This is a genomic window from Pandoraea pnomenusa, assembly GCF_000767615.3.
In the GTDB taxonomy this organism is placed as follows: domain Bacteria; phylum Pseudomonadota; class Gammaproteobacteria; order Burkholderiales; family Burkholderiaceae; genus Pandoraea; species Pandoraea pnomenusa.
In genome coordinates this window covers 4,045,413-4,064,062 of the sequence record NZ_CP009553.3, presented here as the reverse complement: position 1 = coordinate 4,064,062, position 18,650 = coordinate 4,045,413, and the positions used below count along the sequence as shown (strand labels likewise).

The following is an 18,650-nucleotide window of genomic DNA, read 5'->3' as shown; positions in this document are numbered from 1 at the left end:
GGTCCGCCGGGCGCGCAGCGAAAGGGCGCCGGGGGCCACGCAATCGAGTTGAAGAGATCATGAGCCTTACCCCGCATCAGGAAGACCTCGGCGTGCTGCGTTTCATCACGGCAGGCAGCGTCGACGACGGCAAGAGCACGCTGATCGGCCGCCTGCTGTACGACAGCAAGTCGGTGCTGACCGACCAGCTCTCGGCGCTGGCGCGCGCCAAGCACAAGCGCACCGCCGGCGAGGACATCGACTTCTCCCTGCTCACCGACGGCCTCGAAGCCGAGCGCGAGCAGGGCATCACCATCGATGTGGCCTATCGCTACTTCACCACGGCGCGCCGCAAGTTCATCATCGCCGACACGCCGGGACACGAACAATACACGCGCAACATGGTCACCGGCGCGTCGACCGCGCACGCCGCCATCATTCTGGTCGATGCCACGCGCGTGACCGAAGTCGACGGGCGTACCGAACTGCTCGCACAGACCAAGCGCCACAGCGCCATCGTGAAGCTGCTCGGCCTTCAGCACGTCATCGTCGCCATCAACAAGATGGATCTTGTCGACTACAGCGAAACGACGTTCGATGCCATTCGCGCCGCGTATCTGGAGCTCGCGCACCGGCTGGGCCTGCGGGATGTGCGCTTCGTGCCGGTCTCCGCGCTCAAGGGCGACAACATCGTGTACGCGAGCGAGCGCATGCCCTGGTATCAGGACGAGCCGCTGCTCGACGTGCTCGAATCGCTGCCGGTCGCGCAAACGGGCGGCGAGCTGCGTTTCCCGGTGCAACTGGTGGCGCGTCAGGACGGCTCGCACGCCGACGACTTCCGCGGCTACATGGGCCGGGTGGAATCGGGCTCGGTGCGCGTAGGTCAGACGCTGCGCGTGCTGCCCGCCGGGCGCACGGCCACGGTCGGCGAAATCGTCGGTCCGCGCGGCTTGCTCGACGAAGCGTTCGCCGGCCAGTGCGTGACGATTCGTCTGACGGAAGATGTCGACGTGTCGCGCGGCGATACGTTCGTGAGCGCCGAGTCGGCGCTCGCCCCGTCGCGCAAACTGTCGGCGGACGTGTGCTGGTTCGATGAAGACGCCCTGGCCCCGCAGCGCAAGTACCTGCTCAAGCAGGCCACGAGCACGGTGTACGTGAAGGTCGGCAACGTGGACACGGTGCTCGACGTCAGCACGCTCTCGCACGGCACGGACAAGGCGACGCTTGCGATGAACGACATCGGCCGTGTCCAGCTCAGCCTGCAAAAGCCGGTGGCGGCCGACACGTACGACGTCAACCCGGCGACGGGCGCCTTCGTGCTGATCGACGAAGCCACCCATCACACCGTGGCCGCGGGCATGATCCGCGAACTCGTTGCCTGACGCCCCGACGCGCACTGCGCAGGGCGTCGCGCCGGGTCTCGCTCGGTCCCGCTCTGCCTCACCTCGCTCCATCAGCGCTGCCCTGACCCGAATCGCATCATGACGACGCCATCCTCCTCCGCCGCCCTGCCGGGCAAGGTCTATCTGGTGGGCGCCGGCCCCGGCGCGGCCGACCTCATCACCGTGCGCGGCGCTCGCCTGCTCGCGCAGGCCGACGTCGTGCTGCACGACGCACTCGTCGAGCCCGAGATGCTGGCGCTTTGTCCGCAGGCGAAACGGGTGGCCGTGGGCAAGCGCTGCGGCAAGCACTCGAGCGCGCAGCACTTCATCAACAAGCAATTGATCGACCATGCGCGCACGCATGCACTCGTGGTGCGCCTCAAGGGCGGCGACCCCATGCTGTTCGGGCGCGCCGACGAGGAACTGCGCGCGCTGGAAGCGGCGGGCATCGATGTCGAGGTGGTGCCGGGTATCACGGCGGCGCTGGCCAGTGCGGCAACACTCGGGCGCTCCCTCACCCTGCGCGGCGTGGCCCGCAGCGTTGCATTCGCCACGCAGAGCCGCGCCGCCGATTCCGCGCAGATCTCGGCGCAGGCAAGTGCGGACTCGCTCGTCTACTACATGGGGCGCGACGCCGCGCAACGCATTGCCGCCGAATTGATCGGGCAGGGCAAGCCGCGCTCCACGCCGGTGGCCATCGTCGAAGCGGCCACCACGGCGCGGGAGCGCCGCGCGCGACTCTCGCTCGGGGCGCTGGCCGACGGCCTCGCCGCGCCATGGTTCGACGCCTCGCAGCCGAGCGTGCTGCTCATCGGCGAAGTCTTCGCCGATGCGCGTGCGGACGACATTGCGACACCGGTCGCGGACCTGCCTCGCGCCGCGGCCTGATCCGGCGCAAGGGACGAACAGGCGCGGCCCGTCACGCGCGCAGAGCCGCGATCCCGCCGCAGTGAACGACGCCGGCCGATCGCCGACAGGCCGGCATTTCGTTCGGGCTCAGAGCTCGAGCGCCTCGCGCACCGACTGGACGCGAAATGAGTCGCGGTAGATGTCCGTCCGACCCAGGCGCTCGGCGTCCACTTCGAGAATATCGACGAGCGGCGGTGTCCCATCGGTGGGCTCCCCATAAGCATGCGCTGCGTCGCTCAGATGCTCGCGGGCCAGGTCGAGCAGCGCCTCGGGGTCGTGATGGATCACCATGCCCGTGTCGGGATCGAGGAAGTAGTAGCTCGCGGCACCGCGCGAGTTGACGCTCCTGCCCAGCAGATAGCGACGTGCGCCGATGTTCAGTTCGTACGCCAGCGACGTGTCGGGCGCGCGCTCGAACAGCGTGGTGAATTCGGGCCCCAGGGCGCCCGGAGCGGCGGGCACTTCGCGCATTCCACCCTCGACGTTTCCGATCCAGCTCAAATCTCCCATCAACGGCTCTGACGCCTGCGGCGGCAGACGCGCGAGCATGTTGAAGCGTTGCACGACCAGATGCGGGGTGCCCCGCAGCCCCGCAACGGCGGTTGCCCGCACCAGCCCCGCGCGGATATGGCTCAGAAACACGCGTGGCGATTGCGTGATCTGAATATAGCCCGCACCGACGGCTCGCGCGCGTTGCTCGAGAGAGCCGACGGCGATCACCGCGCTGGAATCGAACAGGTTCTGCAACTCACCGATACGTCCGGCAAGCGTGCCAAGGGTCTCGACGTCGTCGATGGCCGGATCCAGAAATTCCAGTTTCAGCAGGCGAAGCTGCCAGCGAATGCGCTCTGCCGGCAGACGCTGACCCTGAAGCGCCTGCGCCGTGGTCACGGCACGCCGGGCGTCGTCGAAGCGGCGGTTCCGAAGCGATGTCAAGGCATCGAACCGTCGGCGAAATCCCTGTTCGATGCGCCATGCAATGAGCGGATCGTCGAGCGGCGGCGCGGCGCTGTCGCCCGGCGAAACGGTGTGCCAGTGCCCCCGGACGACAGGCGTGCAAGCGGGCCGTCGGCGGCGACGCCGGTGGCCCGCTCGGCGGGAACCAGCCGGAAGAAGCCCGTTGCGGGGTCGAACTCGATGTAGGCGCGTGTCGCCATGTCGACCGAGGCGTACAGTCGCCCGGCGCTTCGATGGAGCCCCGGGATCAGCCGCTCGTCGCGGTTTGGCGCTTCTTCGACAAAGTACCGAAACTTCGCGTCGCCGGTCAGGAAGCCCAGCGCCCTGAATCTCGCCAATGCGATGCCCTGGCTGCCGACTGCGCTGAGCATCGAACGCCACCCCTGGCGGCGCAGATCGTCGCGGTCGGTGGCGACGCCCACGATTTCGCCCACGGCGCCCAGCGCCACGTCCAGCATCGAGATGCCGATGCCGACGGGACGCGTTGCGGGCAACACCCAGCTTCCCAGGCCGAACGCCACATCGGCGTTCGCGATGGCGCCCATGACGTTCAGCCAGCGCGCGCCGTTGCCGGACTCGGCGTCGTCGGCCAGCGTGTGCGTGGACAGCCGCCGGTAGGCGTCGGTCATGAGCGCGAAGGTGTCCTCCGGCTGCGACACGGCAGCCCCAAGGGCGTCGGGGCCGCGACCGGCAAGCCAGTCGCCGGCCACGGCGGCCGATGAGGCGGGCGAGCCGGTGGACGAAGCGGCGGGCGAAGCAAATGTACGGGCCAGCTTGCGCCGGGTCTCGTCATCCCGGGTCTGCGACAGGAACCACGCGTCGAGTGCCCGACGGCTCTCGAAGCCGTGCACTTGCAGACCGTCCGGATAGGCGGCGAGCAGTAACTTCGCGTCGCGTCGCGGCGCGCCGATCATCAGCAACGTCGACGCGCGCCCTTGCACGGTAAGCCACTCGCGCCGGACATTTGGCGCGGGAATGCGTTGACCGAGTTGTGCGGCGTCGAGTCGCGGCAATTCGATCGGCCCGGCAATGCGCGCCGCGATGTTGGCCTGCTCGACCGAAAGCGTCCTGGTTGCGCGTTGCAGCCACACTTGCGCGATGAACTCGCTCTTGAGCACGCTTCGCACCTCGCGCCGATGCGCATGCCAGAACGCTTCGAACGCTTCGATTGCCTGCTGGGCGTAGCCCTGCGGCGTCACGTCCGCAAGCAGCTCCCGGGCACCGGGCGCTGGGGCTTCGCCGTCTCGTCGCAAGGGCACCATGGCGATTGCCGTGCGCGTCGCAGGTTGCAAGAGCTGTCCGGTGGCGGTGGTCCGCGGCGAGGTCATCTTCGTCATCGTCGCGTTCGTGAGCGAGACCGTGACCGGCGGCTCCGACAACGTGACGTAGACATCGTCGGGATCGACGTCGGCCAGCCCACGCCGCGCGAGCATCGCCCTCGCAAGCCGGCGAGCCATGGTCTCTGGCGTGGGGATCGCCATCGACAGCGAGGCGCGCAGGCGCTGGATGCGCTCGATGTACTGGATGTCCCGCAGGCCGACGAGCGGAGTCCGCGAAGCGACGGACAATCCGCCGGCCTGGCGCGCGGCATACCAGCGCTCCAGCGCCTGCTCGATCGCGGCATTGGGCTCGCCGCTCAGCCATCGGCAATAGTCGTCGACGCGCGCGGGCGTCGCGGGCGCCACGAGCACGAGCGGCGCTTCGGCATCCATGACCGCCAGCGTGGCCTGCCGCGCGATTTGCATCGGCGCTGTCGCGGTGCCGTCGCCGAGGCCCGACGTGAGCCTGCCGGTCTGTGCTGACCGGCGGAACGTGTCGGGTGTGCGCGCGAGCAGCGTGTCGCGCAAGCCACCGAGGTTTCGGGCGATGGCGTCGTGCAACGCATCGGGCGAATCGAAGGCGCGCCATGCCAGCGGCTCGCCCATGAGATAGAGCAGTGCGATGCCGTCGCGGGCATGCTGGGTGATCACGAATGTGCCCGCGGGCGTGGCATGGTGTGTCGACCCGCCAGCATCGAGCGACAGTTGCAACGCATGCGCGTGACTGGTGGTCCCCGCAATGCCCGGAATGAGCGCGGCGACGAGGGCATGTCTAGCCGTCTGCACCGCCGTGCGAGATACCAGGCCGTAGGCATTGGCCATCGCGAGGTCGCTCAGTGCGAGGGCGGTTTGCAGCGCGTGCGTGAGCTCGCTGTTCGCATCGTCCGCCAGCCGCGCGGGTACGGTCCAGGTCATGTTCGCCCGCGCCTGGCACCGGACGCTCCATTGCGTCACGATCATCATCCAGCGCGAGGCAGTGAGCAACGTGGGCGCCTCGTAGACGGCGCCCACCGGCGTTTCCTGACTGACGTCGAACGTCACGTCGGCCGCATGTGCCGTGATGTCCAGCTCGCCGCGCACGATCCGTTCGGCGGCGTCGTACAGGCGCCAGTACTTGACGGCCTTGTGGCGCTGCGCCCCCGCGATCGATCGGTGCCGACGCAGTCTGAGCGTACCCGGATCGATACCCTCGAGGCTGGCTTGGGCTTCCAGCAGGTCTTCGAGCAACTGTTCTTTGTCGGCCGGCATGGCGAACGCCATCAACGGCGCGAATGTCTTGTGCAATTCGCTCTGCACGGCATTGCGGTGACGCCACGCATTGGCCGAATCCACCAGTTGCCGTACCGCTGGTGAGCTCGTCAGAAAGGTGACATCGTCGGCCCGTGGCGGCGCGGACCATGCGGCCGAGCGAAGCACGATGCCCGGCGTGCGGAACGCTCCCGCCCCGGCGGCTTCGGCGCCCGGCAGTCGGAGCGCGGCCAGCGACGCGATGGCCGCGCCGATGTCCTTCACGAAGTTCACCAGTCGCGCCTGCGCGCCGTCGATCGGCACCGGCCGTGCCTGCCTCGGCGTGACGCGATGTGACTCGGGCTCGCTCGGGGGCAATGATGTGCCTGTCGCCGGCGCCTGACTCGCTTCGCATGCCGCGCGGCCGGATGGCGTGCGCGCTTGTCGCGGCGTCGGATCTGGCACGTGCTCACCGCGCGCGAGGGTAGCCGGCGCGATCGCGATGGCGGTCCCGTTGGTGGGTGCGCCATGTCGGGTCCTGGCCACGCAATGCTGCTGGGGCAGCAGCGACGACGCGTATAGTGCCCCGAGCAGGTAGCCGGTCTTGCCCGCGCAGGTGAAGTCGAGCGATGGCGCCGGCGAGGTAGCGTCGCCGTCGTGACCCGCATCCCGGCGCGCGCGCCGATGCGACGGGGTGGCACCCGCCCCCATTTGTGCGGCCTTAACGATCGCGTCGCACATCCCGTGGCGCCAGTTGGACGAGACGCGTTGCCAGTCGCCCCACCGCCCGATCTCCGGCACGTTGGCAACCGAGCGATTCAGCGAGCGCGAGAGACTGCGCCACGTTGACTGGCTCAGCGCGCGCCGGCAGATATCGTCGGGAGATGCCCAGGGGGCGCGGTCGCGCAATTTTTGTCCCGCCATGCGCACGGCGTGAAGTGCCAGAAAGAAGGGCATCTCGTCGACGTATGGCTCGACGTGACCGGTCACGACGTGGGTGAGAAGATCGATCTCGTGCGCGGCGACACCGGCGTCGGTCAGCGATCGTCGTACCTCGGAAGCCAGGCCGCCTACCGACGAGGGGGCGCACGACATGCCGATGACTCTGGAGCCTTGCGTGCACATGAGCAACGTCTGACGGAAGGTCTCCCGGGATGCGGCGTGCAAATCGGCCGATGCGCCGCCGGCGGGCGCCCGGATGGATGGGCGGGAGGCGGCGGCGCAGGGTCTGGGGGCAGGGGCGGTGGCATGCATGCGCTGGCTCGCTCCGTCAGGTTTCCGAGCGGCGGCGATGCGACGGCATGCGGGAACCCTCGCGCGGAATCGGCTGCGCCAGCAGCGCAAGGAGGTCTTCCGCCGAATCGAACTCGAGCTCGGCGGCATAAATCAGCGCCAGCTCGAAGCCGGTCCGGCTGGTGCGCAGTGGCGTGCCCGCGAGGGACGCGTGCGCGGACGCATTGTCGAAGCGCTCGGCCGGGTGTGTTCCCGAGAACGGGTCATGCCCCGACCCGAGCCATCGGAAATAGGTGGCCCAATCGACGATTTCGTCTCGCCATGCGTTGAAGTCGGCGCGCCATCCGCCGCCGTATTGCGCGAAGTCCGGCAGGGGCACGTTGGCACGATGCAGCGAGCGCTCGAGGTCGCGTAGCGTGCTCGCGCTCACGGCGCGTCCGATGATCGTATCCACATGTTCCCAGGGCGGGCTGTTCACGATCTTTGCCGGTAGTGTCGCCAGGACATACGGCGCGAGCGCGGGCCGTTCGTCGAAGAGGTCCGCGAGCCGATCCACGTTGTGCGGGTCGAGATCTTCCAGATCGTCGAATGGCACTGCCTCCCTGGCCAGTGCAAGCAACAGGCCGAGCGCGGCACCCGCCTGCGGCGGGGCGTCGAACACGGCGCGGCCGATGTCGGTCAGGCGTTCGAAATGCGCCACCTCCGTCGCGAACCCGACCGGCAGGGGAATCGGCACCACCGCGTCGGATGCCGGCGCGATGATCGAAGCGAACGAAGGGGCTGCGGAGATCAAATGCATGGCTTGCGCTCCAGTCGATGACGAGGATGTCTCGGGGGCATGACCGCGACGAGCGCGTCGCAAGCGCATGCGCCGATGGCGCCGCTGTCGTGCCCAAAGCCGACTCACGCAACGGCGGGCGAGGGGGCGGACGACGGGACGGGCGCAAGGCAAGTCGGAAGGCGTGTCGGCGCGGATCGCTTGGCGTTAGTCTTGCCGAGGCGCCGAGGCGGCGACTTGCAGATTTCGCTTGCGATGCGGGGCTCGCGCGAAGGCTGAGACAGGAGGGGGCGGCACGTCCGCAGGGGCGGATCGTGGCCCCGTTGGCGCAGGATCGGGACGGCGGGTGGGTGGGTGAGGGACGATCGGAGGGGGCGAGCGCCCGGGCCGCTCAGGCGATATCGAGCGCGTCCGTGCAGTAGGCGGCGAGGGCGAGCAATACGGTGTCGCTTTCGCCTGCCGCGGCGCACAGGCGAATCGACAGCGCCGGATGCGTGGTGCGGCAAGTTTCGACGAGCGCCGGCAGATCGCGCCGCGCGTGAGCGCCTTGACCGAGGAAGATTGGCACCACGGTGATCTCGCGGCTGCCGGCGGCCGCGAGTTCGTCGACGACCTGCGCCAGGCTCGGCGTCATGAGTTCGAGAAACGCGAGCCGGACATCGACGTCGGGGCGCTGCGCGCGCAGCATCTCGCGCAGTCGCTCGAACGGTTCGGCCCAGCGCGGATCGCGCGAACCGTGCGCAAACAGCACGAGACCTGGCTTGTCCGGCATGACGACGTTCCTAGTGCTTGTCCACCCAGCGCAACGCCCCAATGGCGAGCACCAGATAGAGCAATGACGGCAATGCCGCCGTAAACCACGACGGCCACGTGTTGAGCAGCCCCAGATGTGAGAACAGGTTGTTGAGCAACTGGAAGCTCATGCCGAGCATGATCCCGCCGAACACCTTCAGGCCGATGGCCCCCGCGCGGGCGTGCAGATAAGCGAACGGCAGGGCCAGCGCCATCATCACGAATACCGCGAACGGATAGAGCAGTTTCTGCCAAAGCGCCAGGCTGTAACGGTCGGTGTTCTGCTGGTTTTCCTTCAGGTGCCCGATGTACTTGTACAGGCTGCCGATGGCCATGTTGTCGGGCGAGACCATCAGCACCGACAGGATCTGCGGCGTGAGCTCCGAGCGCATCTGCACCGTGTCGATATGGACCTGCTTGCTTTGCACGAGGGCGCGCAGCGGATCGGTGCTGGTCGTGGCGGTGTCGGTGGCGGTGAATACCGTCTCGGAGACGTCGGTGAGCTTCCAGAAATTCGGCGCCTCGAACTGGCCCAGCTTGGCCAGGCGCACGCTGTCGAGCCGGAGCTTGTCGTCGAACTCGTAGATGCGCACGTTGGCAATCGTGTTGTCCGGGTTGAGCGTGCCGACGTTGATGAAGCGGGTCACGCGCGAGCCATCCTGATCGACCGTGTCCTTGACCCAGACGCCCGAGCGGAAGCCCGACGACACCGAACTGCCCAACGCCTCGAGACGAATCTTCTGCGCGAGCTGCTCGGCATTGGGCGCGACGTACTCGCCGATGACGAACGTGACGAGCACGATCGGGAACCCGATCTTGAGCAACGAGCGCAGCGCCTGTCCGGTCGAGAGCCCCGACACGCGGAAAATCGTGAACTCCGAGTTCCCGGCCAGTTGCGCGCAGACATAGATAGCGGCGATGAGCGAGGCCACCGGAATGATTTCGTACATGCGCTGCGGTGCGAACAGCAGCACGTAGGCCAGCGCGTGCTGGAAGCGATAACCGCCCCGGCCCACGTCGCCCAGCTCGCTCACGAGGTCGAAGAAGACGAACAGGCCGACGAACGCGAGCAGGACGAAGAGGAACGCCAGGTAAATCTGGCGCGCAAGGTACTTCTCGTAGACGCGCATCATCGGGCGCCTCCGGCGGCGCGCACGGCGCCGTTGCGGCGGCGGCCCAGCAACCCGCGGAAGCGCACACGGCGCACGTACAACAGCACGATGACGAGCAGGGCGAGCGCATGCAGCAGCCATACGCCGATGGCGAGCGGCAGGCGCTCCTGCGCGACGTACGCCTGCGACAGGCTCAGCAGGTTGGTATAGCCCAGATAGATGAGTACGGCCATGACGAGGTTGATGGTGCGGCCGTGTCGCGGATTCTGGTAGGCCAGCGGCACCGCGAGCAGCACCAGCGACAGCGCGAGCAGCGGCAGACCGATGCGCCACACGATTTCCCCGCGGAAGATCGGATTCTGGATCTCGCGGAACAGACGGGCCGTCGGCACGCCCTTGGTCGGGGTGTTGTCGGTGGAGGTGGCGTTCGGATTGTCGATCTTCACGCCGTAGCGCTCGAATTCCATCACGCGGTAATCGGGCTGCCCGGGCACGCCGTCGTAGCGGCGGCCTTTTTCCAGCACGATATAGCGGTTGCCGTCCTTGGCGGTCTCGATATGACCGTCCTTCGAGACGACCACGTTCACCTTGCCGTTCTCGGTTCCCGAGACGAACACGTTGTGCACCTTGGTCGCGTCCGGCGACACGGTCTCGACGAAGAACACGCGATGGCTCGACGCACTCTCGCGGAATTGCCCCGGCGAGATCATCGAGACATCGTCGCGTTGCGCGAAGCGCGCTTCGAGCGCGGCAATCTGCTGGTTCGCCCACGGCCAGGCGACCAGGGCGCAGAACGTGATGACGGCCAGATAGGGCGCGGCGAAGCGCAGCACCGGCTTGATGAAATCGGTGATGGACAATCCCGAGGCGAACCACACGACCATTTCCGAATCGCGGTACCAGCGGGTAAGGACGAAAAGGATCGAGACGAACAGCGTCACGATCAGAATGACGGCAAGGTAGCCGATCACGGCCAGGCCGATGAGCACGAGCACGTCGCGCGGGTCGGCTTTCCCCGACGCGGCGAAGCCCAGGATGCGGATCATCATGGTGGTGAGCATGACGGTGATCAGCACCATGAAGACGGCCCCGGCGGTGTAGTTCAGCTCGCGCTGCAGGGAACGCTGAAAAATCATGTGATGACGATAGGGGTGCTCTCGCGGTTGGGCGAGCGGGGAAAAAAGCGGATAATTGCGGCTCGTACGAATTTTACCCGAGGAAAGCGCGATGGACTTTAGCACAAAAGCCTTCGATTCGACCAAGGCGGGCCAGGCCGGTCTTGCCAACGCAAAGACCGAGTGTCTGGTGGTGGGCGTGTTCGAGCAGCAACCGCTCGCCGGCCTTGCCAAGGCGCTCGACGCCGCGAGCAAGGGTCTGCTCGCGCGCATGGTCAAGCGCGGCGAACTCGACGGCAAGCTCGGCAGCACGCTGATGCTGCACGAGGTCGCCGGCTGGAGCCCGGCACGTGTGCTGTTCGTCGGCCTCGGTCGTGAGGACAAGCTCTCGCAAAAGGCGTTCAACGAAGCCACGCGCGCCGCCGCGCGCGCCGTACTCGCCTCGCGCGCCGTCGACGCCCTGTGGACGCTGCCCCAGGCGACGGTCACGGCCCAGAACGCCGCCTGGGCGGTGCGCGCCTCGGTGATCGCGCTGCGCGACGCCACCTATCGTTTCACCCAGATGAAGAGCAAGGCCGAACCGTCGAACACGGTGCTGCGCAAGGTCGTCTTCGCCGTCGCGCCCGACGAACTCAAGGCCGCCAGGGTCGCTGCGCGGCATGGCGAGGCGATCGCCAACGGCATGGCGCTCACCAAGGACCTGGGCAATCTGCCGGGCAACGTCTGCACGCCCACGTATCTGGCCGACACCGCCCGCAAGCTGGCGCGCGAATTCAAGCTCAAGGCCGAGATCCTCGGGCCGAAGCAGATCGAGGCACTCAAGATGGGGTCGTTCCTGTCGGTGGCGCGCGGCTCGGTTCAGCCACCCCAGTTCATCGTGCTCAAGTACGAGGGCGGACCCGCCAGGCAGGCGCCGATCGTGCTGGTCGGCAAGGGAGTGACGTTCGACACGGGCGGCATCTCGCTCAAGCCGGGCGAGGCCATGGACGAGATGAAATACGACATGTGCGGCGCGGGTTCCGTGCTCGGCACGATCCGTGCGGTCGCCGAGATGGGCCTGAAGCTCAACGTCATCGCGGTCGTGCCGGCCACGGAGAACATGCCGGGCGGAAAGGCGACGAAACCGGGCGACGTGGTCACCAGCATGTCTGGCCAGACCATCGAGGTGCTCAATACCGACGCCGAAGGCCGTCTGATCCTGTGCGACGCGCTCACCTACGCCGAGCGCTTCAAGCCGGCGGCCGTGATCGATGTCGCCACGCTCACGGGCGCCTGCATCATCGCGCTGGGTCATGTGAACTCGGGCCTGTTCTCCAAGAGCGACGCGCTGGCCGACGAACTGCTGGCCGCCGGCCGTGCGACGGGCGACACGGCCTGGCGTCTGCCGGTCGAGGAGGAGTACCAGGAGCAGCTCAAGTCGAACTTCGCCGACGTGGCGAACATCGGCGGGCGCCCGGCCGGCAGCGTGACGGCGGCCTGCTTCCTGGCGCGCTTCACCGAGAAATACGAGTGGGCTCACCTGGACATCGCCGGTACGGCATGGAAGAGCGGGGCAGCCAAGGGCGCGACGGGCCGTCCGGTGCCGTTGCTCACGCAGTTCCTGATCGATCGCGAAGCCCGGTGACGCGCGTCGACTTTCACACCCATGTGCCGAACCGGGTCGAGTATGCGTGCCGGTTCGCGCGCAAGGTCTACGGCGCCGGTCAGACCCTCGTGGTCGTCGGCGAGCCGGACGTGCTCAAGGCGTTCGACCAGACGCTGTGGACTTTCTCGCCGCTCGAGTTCGTGCCGCATTGCTTCACTCAGGACCCGCTCGCCGCGCAAACGCCCGTGGTGCTCGCCGCGCCCGATGAGCCCGCACAGCATCATCAGGTGCTGCTCAATCTCGCGGGCGTGGTACCCACGCACTTCGCGCGCTTCGAACGCGTGGTGGAAATCGTCGGCGACGCCCCCGACGAGCTCGCCGGCGCACGCGAGCGGTACCGCTTCTATCGCGATCGCGGCTACACCCTGAACAACTACGACCAACGAGGCTGACCGTGACGAACGAGCCCGAGCGCACCGACCCCGGCATCCCCACGCTGACCGAAGTGCTCGCGCCCGGCGAGGCGGCGCCGTCGCCTCCGGGGCACACGTCCGCGGCGACTTCCGCCCCGGAGCAGGGCGTGCCCGCCGACGTCGCCGTTTTCGCCGAACGCGTCAGCGCGCGGCTTACGTTGCAACTGGCCGACGAGATCACGACGATGGTGGAGCGCCGTTGTCACGACGCGCTGATCGACCAGACGTCATGGCTGGTCCAGTTGATCGGCAAGCAGGTGGCCGACGCGCTTCAGGCGCAGTTGCCCGACCGGATCCGGCAGGCGGTCATCGAAGAAGTCGCCAAGCAGGTGCGCTCGCAGGGCTGAGCCGAGGCGGCTAGCGCGACATGCCCAGAATCCAGCGCGCCAGGCGGTTGGCCTCGCCCGGCGCGAGCTGCAAACCGGCGGGCATCGGCAGGCTGCCCCATTTTCCCCGGCTGCCGTCGGCGATGGAGCGCGCGAGTTCCTCGGCGGCGCCCGGCTTGCCCGCGTAGCGTTTGGCAATGTCCCGGTACGACGGCGCGAGCAGCGTGCGGTCGGTGGCGTGACATGTCATGCAGTTGCGGGCGCGCGCGAGCGATTCGATCGCGCGCGCGTCGGACTTGTCCTGTGCATCGAAGGCGGGCGACGCGCCGGTCTGCGCGAACGCGGCGCTTGCCGCGACCATCAACCAGGCACCGACCATCGCGCCCGCAGGTTTACCGGTAGTGGTTTTCATTGGCTACGTATGTCCGGAAAGTCGCCGGCAGGCCCCGGGGGCAGCCGGGCCGGGTCGGCATGGCGCCGCCTGCCCGGCAGCCTTTCGTCTTTCTTGTCTGCCGGTCTCGAAACGTCTGGCCGGAATATAGCATTTGTCGTCGCTCGGCCGGTGCAACGAAAAAGCGGCACGTCCGTCGCTGTCGACGAGCGTGCCGCGGGGTGATCCAATGCGACAGAGGCGCGAACCGTCTCCGTGGACGTGACGCTCAGCCTGTCGCGCCGCCCTTGTTGGCCGGTTGCGCGAGCGCGGCGTACTTGGCCAGCACACCACGCGTGTAGCGCGGCGCCGGTGCTTTCCACGCCGCGCGACGCCGGGCGAGTTCATCGTCAGGCACGTTCAACTGCAACAGCAACCGGTGCGCATCGATGGTGATCGAGTCGCCCTCGTGCACCAGCGCGATGGTGCCGCCCACGAATGCCTCCGGCGCGACATGCCCGACCACCATGCCCCATGTGCCGCCGGAGAACCGCCCGTCGGTGATGAAGCCGACCGACTCGCCGAGTCCCTTGCCGATGATGGCCGACGTCGGCGCCAGCATCTCCGGCATGCCGGGGCCGCCCTTCGGGCCGAGATAGCGCAGCACGAGAATGTCGCCCGCCTGGATCCTGTCGCCGAGGATTGCGTCCATCGCGCTTTGTTCGTCGTCGAACACGCGCGCCGGCCCCGTGATGATGGGGTTCTTCAGACCGGTGATCTTGGCCACCGCGCCGTCTTCGGCGAGGTTGCCCTTGAGAATGGCGAGGTGGCCTTCCTTGTAGAGCGCCTTGTCGATCGGGAAGATCACGTGCTGGTCGGCGCGCGGCACCGACGGCACGTCCTTCAGTTCCTCGGCGATCGTGCGGCCGGTGATCGTCATGCAGTCGCCGTGCAGCAGCCCGGCGTCGAGCAGGATCTTCAGCACCTGAGGAATGCCGCCCGCCTTGTGCAGGTCAGTCGCCACGTACTTGCCCGAGGGCTTCAGATCGCAGATGACCGGCACGCGTGCGCGAATGCGTTCGAAGTCCTCGATGCGCCACTCGACGTCCGCCGCGTGCGCGATGGCCAGATAGTGGAGCACGGCGTTCGTCGACCCGCCGGTCGCCATGATGAGCGCCACGGCGTTTTCGATGGATTTGCGCGTGATGATGTCGCGCGGCTTGAGGTCCTTCTTGACGGCTTCAACGAGTACGCGGGCCGATTCGGCGGCTGAGTCGACCTTCTCCTGATCGGGGTTGGCCATGGTCGACGAATACAGCAGCGACATGCCCAGCGCCTCGAACGAGGAGCTCATCGTGTTGGCCGTGTACATGCCGCCGCACGAACCGGTCGACGGGCAGGCGTTTTTCTCGATGCCCTTGAAATCGGCTTCGGTCATGCGTCCGGCCGTGAACTCGCCCACGGCCTCGAACGAGGAGACGATGGTGAGATCCTTGCCCTTCCAGTTGCCCGGCTTGATGGTGCCGCCGTAGACGTAGATGCCGGGCACGTTGATGCGCGCGAGGGCGATCATGCCGCCGGGCATGTTCTTGTCGCAGCCGCCAATCACGACCACGCCGTCCATCCACTGGCCCTGCACGGCGGTCTCGATGCAGTCGGCGATGACTTCGCGCGACACGAGCGAGTACTTCATGCCCTCCGTGCCCATCGACATGCCGTCGGAAATGGTCGGGGTGCCGAATATCTGGGGGTTGGCCTGATGGCGCTTGATGGCGTCGACGGCGGCGTCCGCCAGTCGTTGCAGCCCCGCGTTGCACGGGGTGATCGTGGAGTGGCCGTTGGCCACGCCGATCATCGGATTGTCGAAGTCTTCTTCCTGATAGCCCAGCGCGTAGTACATCGATCGGTTGGGCGAGCGCGCCACGCCTTGCGTGACGTTTCGCGAACGACGGTTGAATGCCATGACGGTCTCCTGTGGGGATGCGCTTGGCCACCCTCGACTGCCGCAGCGTTGCGCATAGGCGTTGTTGTATCACGCTGCCGGGCCGGCAGCACCCCCGGGTTCACCGGGAGTGCCGCCGCGCGGCGTCAGCCGCGCTTGGCCGTCTTCAACTGCGACAGATCGCGCACGGCGCCGCGGTCGGCCGAGGTAGCCAGCGCGGCGTAGGCCTGCAGGGCCTGAGACACCACGCGCTCGCGGTTCGCCGGCTGCCATGCCTTGTCGCCACGGGCTTCCATGGCGGCGCGGCGGCGCGCCAGTTCGTCGTCGGACACGGCCAGATGCATCTTGCGCTGCGTGATGTCGATCTCGATCACGTCACCGTCCTCGACCAGGCCGATGGTGCCGCCCTCGGCCGCTTCCGGCGACGCGTGGCCGATCACCAGTCCCGACGAGCCGCCCGAGAAGCGGCCGTCGGTGAACAGGGCGCAGGTCTTGCCCAGGCCCTTCGATTTCAGATACGAGGTCGGGTAGAGCATTTCCTGCATGCCCGGGCCGCCTTTCGGGCCTTCATAGCGAATGACGACCACGTCGCCCGGCTGGACCTTGTCGCCAAGAATCCCTTCGACGGCGTCGTCCTGGCTCTCGAACACGCGGGCGCGACCCGTAAAGACCCATTGCGACTCGTCCACGCCGGCCGTCTTCACGATGCAGCCCTTCTCGGCGAGGTTGCCGTACAGCACGGCCAGGCCGCCGTCCTTGGTATAGGCGTGCTCCTTGTCGCGAATGCACCCCGTTTCACGGTTCAGGTCGAGCGCCGGATAGGTCGACGACTGGCTGAATGCGATGGTCGTGGGCACGCCGCCCGGCGCGGCGCTGTAGAACGTCTGCGCGCGATCGTTGGCGCTGTTCTTCACGTCCCAGGCGTCGATGGCGTTGCCGAGCGTGCCGCTGTGCACGTTGCCGCACGAGGTGTCGAGCAGTCCGCCGCGGGCGAGCTCGGCCAGAATGCCGATGATGCCGCCTGCGCGGTGCACGTCTTCGATGTGGTACTTGTCGGTCGCCGGCGCGGCCTTGCACAGGCAAGGCACGTTGCGCGAGATGCGGTCGATGTCCGCCATCTTGAAGTCCACGCCCGCTTCCTGCGCGGCGGCAAGCAGGTGCAGCACCGTGTTGGTGGAGCCGCCCATGGCGACGTCGAGCGCCATGGCGTTCTCGAACGCGGCCTTGGTGGCGATGTTGCGCGGCAGCACCGAGGCGTCGTCTTCCTGGTAGTAGCGACGACACAGGTCGACCACGAGGCGGCCCGCCTGCTCGAACAGGCCGCGACGCCAGGCGTGCGTGGCCACGATGGTGCCGTTGCCCGGCAGGGCCAGGCCGATGGCTTCGGTCAGGCAGTTCATCGAGTTGGCGGTAAACATGCCCGAGCACGAGCCGCACGTCGGGCAGGCGCTGCGCTCGACTTCGGCGACTTCGGCGTCGCTGACCTTCGGATCGGCGGCCTTGATCATGGCGTCGATCAGGTCGATCTTGGCGATCACCTGTCCGTCGCCCGACTTGACCTTGCCGGCCTCCATCGGACCGCCCGAGACGAACACGACCGGGATGTTCAGGCGCATGGCGGCCATGAGCATGCCCGGGGTGATCTTGTCGCAGTTGGAAATGCAGACCATGGCGTCGGCGCAGTGCGCGTTGACCATGTATTCCACCGAGTCGGCGATCAGCTCGCGCGAGGGCAGCGAGTACAGCATGCCGCCATGCCCCATGGCGATGCCGTCATCCACGGCGATGGTGTTGAATTCCTTGGCCACGCCGCCCGCCGCCTCGATCTCCTTGGCGACGATGGCGCCCAAATCGCGCAGGTGCACGTGACCCGGCACGAACTGCGTGAAGGAGTTCACCACGGCGATGATCGGCTTGCCGAAGTCGCCGTCTTTCATGCCGGTGGCGCGCCACAGGGCGCGGGCGCCGGCCATGTTGCGGCCGTGGGTGGAGGTGCGGGAACGGTATTCAGGCATGGTCGTCTCTGTAACGCTGGGCTTGTGGGTCGGGGCCGTCAAGGCTCTGTTCGGACGTCAAGATTCGTCTTTCCTCGAATGCTTGTCAAATATATTATTTGACTTGGATTGAGTCGAAAAAAATATCATGGATTTACGTCAACTTCGATACTTCGTGGCGGTGGCCGAGGAGCGGCATTTTGGGCGCGCGGCACAGCGGCTGTCGATGACGCAGCCGCCACTCTCGCAACAGATCCGGGCGCTCGAAGCGTCGCTCGGCGCACCGCTCTTCGTGCGCACCAATCGCTCGGTGGAACTCACCGCCGTGGGGCGCCAGCTGCTGCCCGAGGTGCGGCGCATTCTGGCGGACGCCGAGGCCTTGCCCGCACTGGCGCAGGGCCTGGCGCACGGCGAGGTGGGCACGCTCGCGCTGGGCTTCGTCTCGACGGCCGATTACGGCATCCTGCCGCCGCTGTTGCGCGAGTTCGGGCAGCGCTACCCGCGCGTGCGCCTGCAACTGCTCGAGGCGACGAGCGACGTCCAGGTCGAGGCGCTCATGGACGGGCGAATCGACGCCGGGCTTTTCATCCCGCCCGTGCCGGCGCGCTACGCCAACGAACTGTCGTACCTGCCGATCGTGCGCGAGCCGCTGATGCTGGCGCTGCCTGCCGGACCGGACGGCAATGCCGACACCACGGCATCGGGCGCGGCGGTGAGTCTGGCCGATTACGCCGACGAGCCGCTCGTGATCTTCCCGCGTCGCGTGGCGCCAGCGTTCCACGACATCATCATGGGCTGCTACGCGGCGCTCGGGCTCACGCCCCGCGTGGGACAGGAGGCGATCCAGATGCAGACCATCGTCAGTCTCGTGTCGGCCGGCATGGGCGTGGCGCTGGTGCCGCAGTCGCTTTGCCATCTGCGCCGCACCGGCGTGACCTATCGCGCGCTGCGCGAGTCCAGCACGCTCATCGAGACAGGACTGCTCTGGCGCACCGCGGAGGTCTCGCCGGTACTCCACGGCTTTCTCGAGACGGCGCGCGCGGTGGCGCACACGCCGCCGGGCGCGACCCTGTTCGCCTGAGCCTCGGTCTTGCCGCGGCGCCTCGATCGGCCTGCCGCGATGGCACGGGCTCGTGGTATTGTGCTGGCCATCCCGT

At 67.5% G+C, this 18,650-nt stretch carries 15 protein-coding genes; 6 read left to right on the top strand and 9 right to left on the bottom strand.

Features of this window, described 5'->3' with window-relative positions:
* The first annotated feature begins 59 nt into the window (after nucleotides 1-59).
* A complete protein-coding gene (locus LV28_RS42115) occupies nucleotides 60-1,361 on the top strand; it encodes a sulfate adenylyltransferase subunit 1 (RefSeq protein WP_038620275.1) in 1,302 nt (433 codons plus the stop codon).
* 99 nt (nucleotides 1,362-1,460) lie between these two features.
* The gene (gene cobA, locus LV28_RS42110; protein ID WP_023597180.1) at nucleotides 1,461-2,249 is read left to right on the top strand and encodes a uroporphyrinogen-III C-methyltransferase; all 789 of its coding nucleotides are present in this window, start codon (nucleotides 1,461-1,463) and stop codon (nucleotides 2,247-2,249) included.
* A gap of 108 nt (nucleotides 2,250-2,357) precedes the next feature.
* On the opposite strand, the gene LV28_RS42105 is transcribed toward cobA, so the two are convergent.
* From LV28_RS42105 to lptF, 6 genes are all read right to left on the bottom strand, one after another.
* Nucleotides 2,358-3,206: an Mcf1 protease effector domain-containing protein gene (locus LV28_RS42105; protein WP_058371685.1), complete on the bottom strand. Its 849-nt coding sequence runs from the start codon at nucleotides 3,204-3,206 to the stop codon at nucleotides 2,358-2,360.
* Nucleotides 3,203-6,868, bottom strand: coding sequence for a dermonecrotic toxin domain-containing protein (locus tag LV28_RS42100; protein ID WP_058371684.1), 3,666 nt, complete (start codon nucleotides 6,866-6,868; stop codon nucleotides 3,203-3,205). The genes LV28_RS42105 and LV28_RS42100 overlap by 4 nt, the downstream gene beginning before the upstream one ends.
* Before the next feature lie 175 nt (nucleotides 6,869-7,043).
* Nucleotides 7,044-7,805, bottom strand: a complete 762-nt coding sequence (locus LV28_RS42095) for a hypothetical protein (protein WP_023597178.1) — start codon at nucleotides 7,803-7,805, stop codon at nucleotides 7,044-7,046.
* A gap of 370 nt (nucleotides 7,806-8,175) precedes the next feature.
* Complete coding sequence (locus LV28_RS42090; protein ID WP_023597177.1) at nucleotides 8,176-8,556, bottom strand: sirohydrochlorin chelatase; 381 nt, start codon at nucleotides 8,554-8,556, stop codon at nucleotides 8,176-8,178.
* Nucleotides 8,557-8,566: 10 nt separating this feature from the next.
* Nucleotides 8,567-9,706 carry an LPS export ABC transporter permease LptG gene (gene lptG / locus LV28_RS42085; RefSeq protein WP_025249645.1) on the bottom strand — a complete coding sequence of 380 codons (1,140 nt, stop codon included), beginning with the start codon at nucleotides 9,704-9,706 and terminating at the stop codon, nucleotides 8,567-8,569.
* The gene (lptF, locus tag LV28_RS42080) at nucleotides 9,706-10,824 is read right to left on the bottom strand and encodes an LPS export ABC transporter permease LptF (protein ID WP_023597175.1); all 1,119 of its coding nucleotides are present in this window, start codon (nucleotides 10,822-10,824) and stop codon (nucleotides 9,706-9,708) included. Before lptF ends, lptG begins: the two co-directional genes overlap by 1 nt.
* 91 nt (nucleotides 10,825-10,915) lie before the next feature.
* Here lptF and LV28_RS42075 point away from each other — a divergent pair, with 91 nt between their 5' ends.
* From LV28_RS42075 to LV28_RS42065, 3 genes are read left to right on the top strand one after another with little or no spacing between them, the layout of a single operon-like run.
* Complete coding sequence (locus tag LV28_RS42075; RefSeq protein ID WP_023597174.1) at nucleotides 10,916-12,427, top strand: leucyl aminopeptidase; 1,512 nt, start codon at nucleotides 10,916-10,918, stop codon at nucleotides 12,425-12,427.
* Complete coding sequence (locus LV28_RS42070) at nucleotides 12,424-12,840, top strand: DNA polymerase III subunit chi (RefSeq protein ID WP_023597173.1); 417 nt, start codon at nucleotides 12,424-12,426, stop codon at nucleotides 12,838-12,840. The genes LV28_RS42075 and LV28_RS42070 overlap by 4 nt, the downstream gene beginning before the upstream one ends.
* 2 nt (nucleotides 12,841-12,842) lie before the next feature.
* Nucleotides 12,843-13,208, top strand: a complete 366-nt coding sequence (locus LV28_RS42065) for a DUF2486 family protein (RefSeq protein WP_023597172.1) — start codon at nucleotides 12,843-12,845, stop codon at nucleotides 13,206-13,208.
* A gap of 10 nt (nucleotides 13,209-13,218) precedes the next feature.
* Here LV28_RS42065 and LV28_RS42060 read toward each other — a convergent pair whose 3' ends face one another.
* The 3 genes from LV28_RS42060 to ilvD (LV28_RS42050) all read right to left on the bottom strand — a co-directional run bounded on the left by LV28_RS42060 (nucleotide 13,219) and on the right by ilvD (LV28_RS42050) (nucleotide 17,514).
* Nucleotides 13,219-13,599, bottom strand: a complete 381-nt coding sequence (locus tag LV28_RS42060; RefSeq protein ID WP_144347392.1) for a c-type cytochrome — start codon at nucleotides 13,597-13,599, stop codon at nucleotides 13,219-13,221.
* Between the two features lie 247 nt (nucleotides 13,600-13,846).
* On the bottom strand, nucleotides 13,847-15,520 hold the full coding sequence (gene ilvD, locus LV28_RS42055; RefSeq protein WP_038620281.1) for a dihydroxy-acid dehydratase: 1,674 nt from the start codon (nucleotides 15,518-15,520) through the stop codon (nucleotides 13,847-13,849).
* A 125-nt stretch (nucleotides 15,521-15,645) separates the two neighbouring features.
* A complete protein-coding gene (ilvD, locus tag LV28_RS42050) occupies nucleotides 15,646-17,514 on the bottom strand; it encodes a dihydroxy-acid dehydratase (protein WP_023597169.1) in 1,869 nt (622 codons plus the stop codon).
* A gap of 127 nt (nucleotides 17,515-17,641) precedes the next feature.
* Here ilvD (LV28_RS42050) and LV28_RS42045 point away from each other — a divergent pair, with 127 nt between their 5' ends.
* On the top strand, nucleotides 17,642-18,574 hold the full coding sequence (locus tag LV28_RS42045) for a LysR family transcriptional regulator (protein ID WP_038620284.1): 933 nt from the start codon (nucleotides 17,642-17,644) through the stop codon (nucleotides 18,572-18,574).
* The last annotated feature ends 76 nt before the right edge of the window (nucleotides 18,575-18,650 follow it).

Coding starts and splice junctions, on each gene's coding strand:
- ilvD (WP_038620281.1), bottom strand. CDS start 15,520: ATGGCATTCAACCGTCGTTCGCGAAACGTCACGCAAGGCGTGGCGCGC.
- LV28_RS42100 (WP_058371684.1), bottom strand. CDS start 6,868: ATGTCGTGCGCCCCCTCGTCGGTAGGCGGCCTGGCTTCCGAGGTACGA.
- LV28_RS42090 (WP_023597177.1), bottom strand. CDS start 8,556: ATGCCGGACAAGCCAGGTCTCGTGCTGTTTGCGCACGGTTCGCGCGAT.
- cobA (WP_023597180.1), top strand. CDS start 1,461: ATGACGACGCCATCCTCCTCCGCCGCCCTGCCGGGCAAGGTCTATCTG.
- LV28_RS42045 (WP_038620284.1), top strand. CDS start 17,642: ATGGATTTACGTCAACTTCGATACTTCGTGGCGGTGGCCGAGGAGCGG.
- LV28_RS42075 (WP_023597174.1), top strand. CDS start 10,916: ATGGACTTTAGCACAAAAGCCTTCGATTCGACCAAGGCGGGCCAGGCC.
- LV28_RS42115 (WP_038620275.1), top strand. CDS start 60: ATGAGCCTTACCCCGCATCAGGAAGACCTCGGCGTGCTGCGTTTCATC.
- lptG (WP_025249645.1), bottom strand. CDS start 9,706: ATGCGCGTCTACGAGAAGTACCTTGCGCGCCAGATTTACCTGGCGTTC.
- ilvD (WP_023597169.1), bottom strand. CDS start 17,514: ATGCCTGAATACCGTTCCCGCACCTCCACCCACGGCCGCAACATGGCC.
- LV28_RS42060 (WP_144347392.1), bottom strand. CDS start 13,599: ATGAAAACCACTACCGGTAAACCTGCGGGCGCGATGGTCGGTGCCTGG.
- lptF (WP_023597175.1), bottom strand. CDS start 10,824: ATGATTTTTCAGCGTTCCCTGCAGCGCGAGCTGAACTACACCGCCGGG.
- LV28_RS42095 (WP_023597178.1), bottom strand. CDS start 7,805: ATGCATTTGATCTCCGCAGCCCCTTCGTTCGCTTCGATCATCGCGCCG.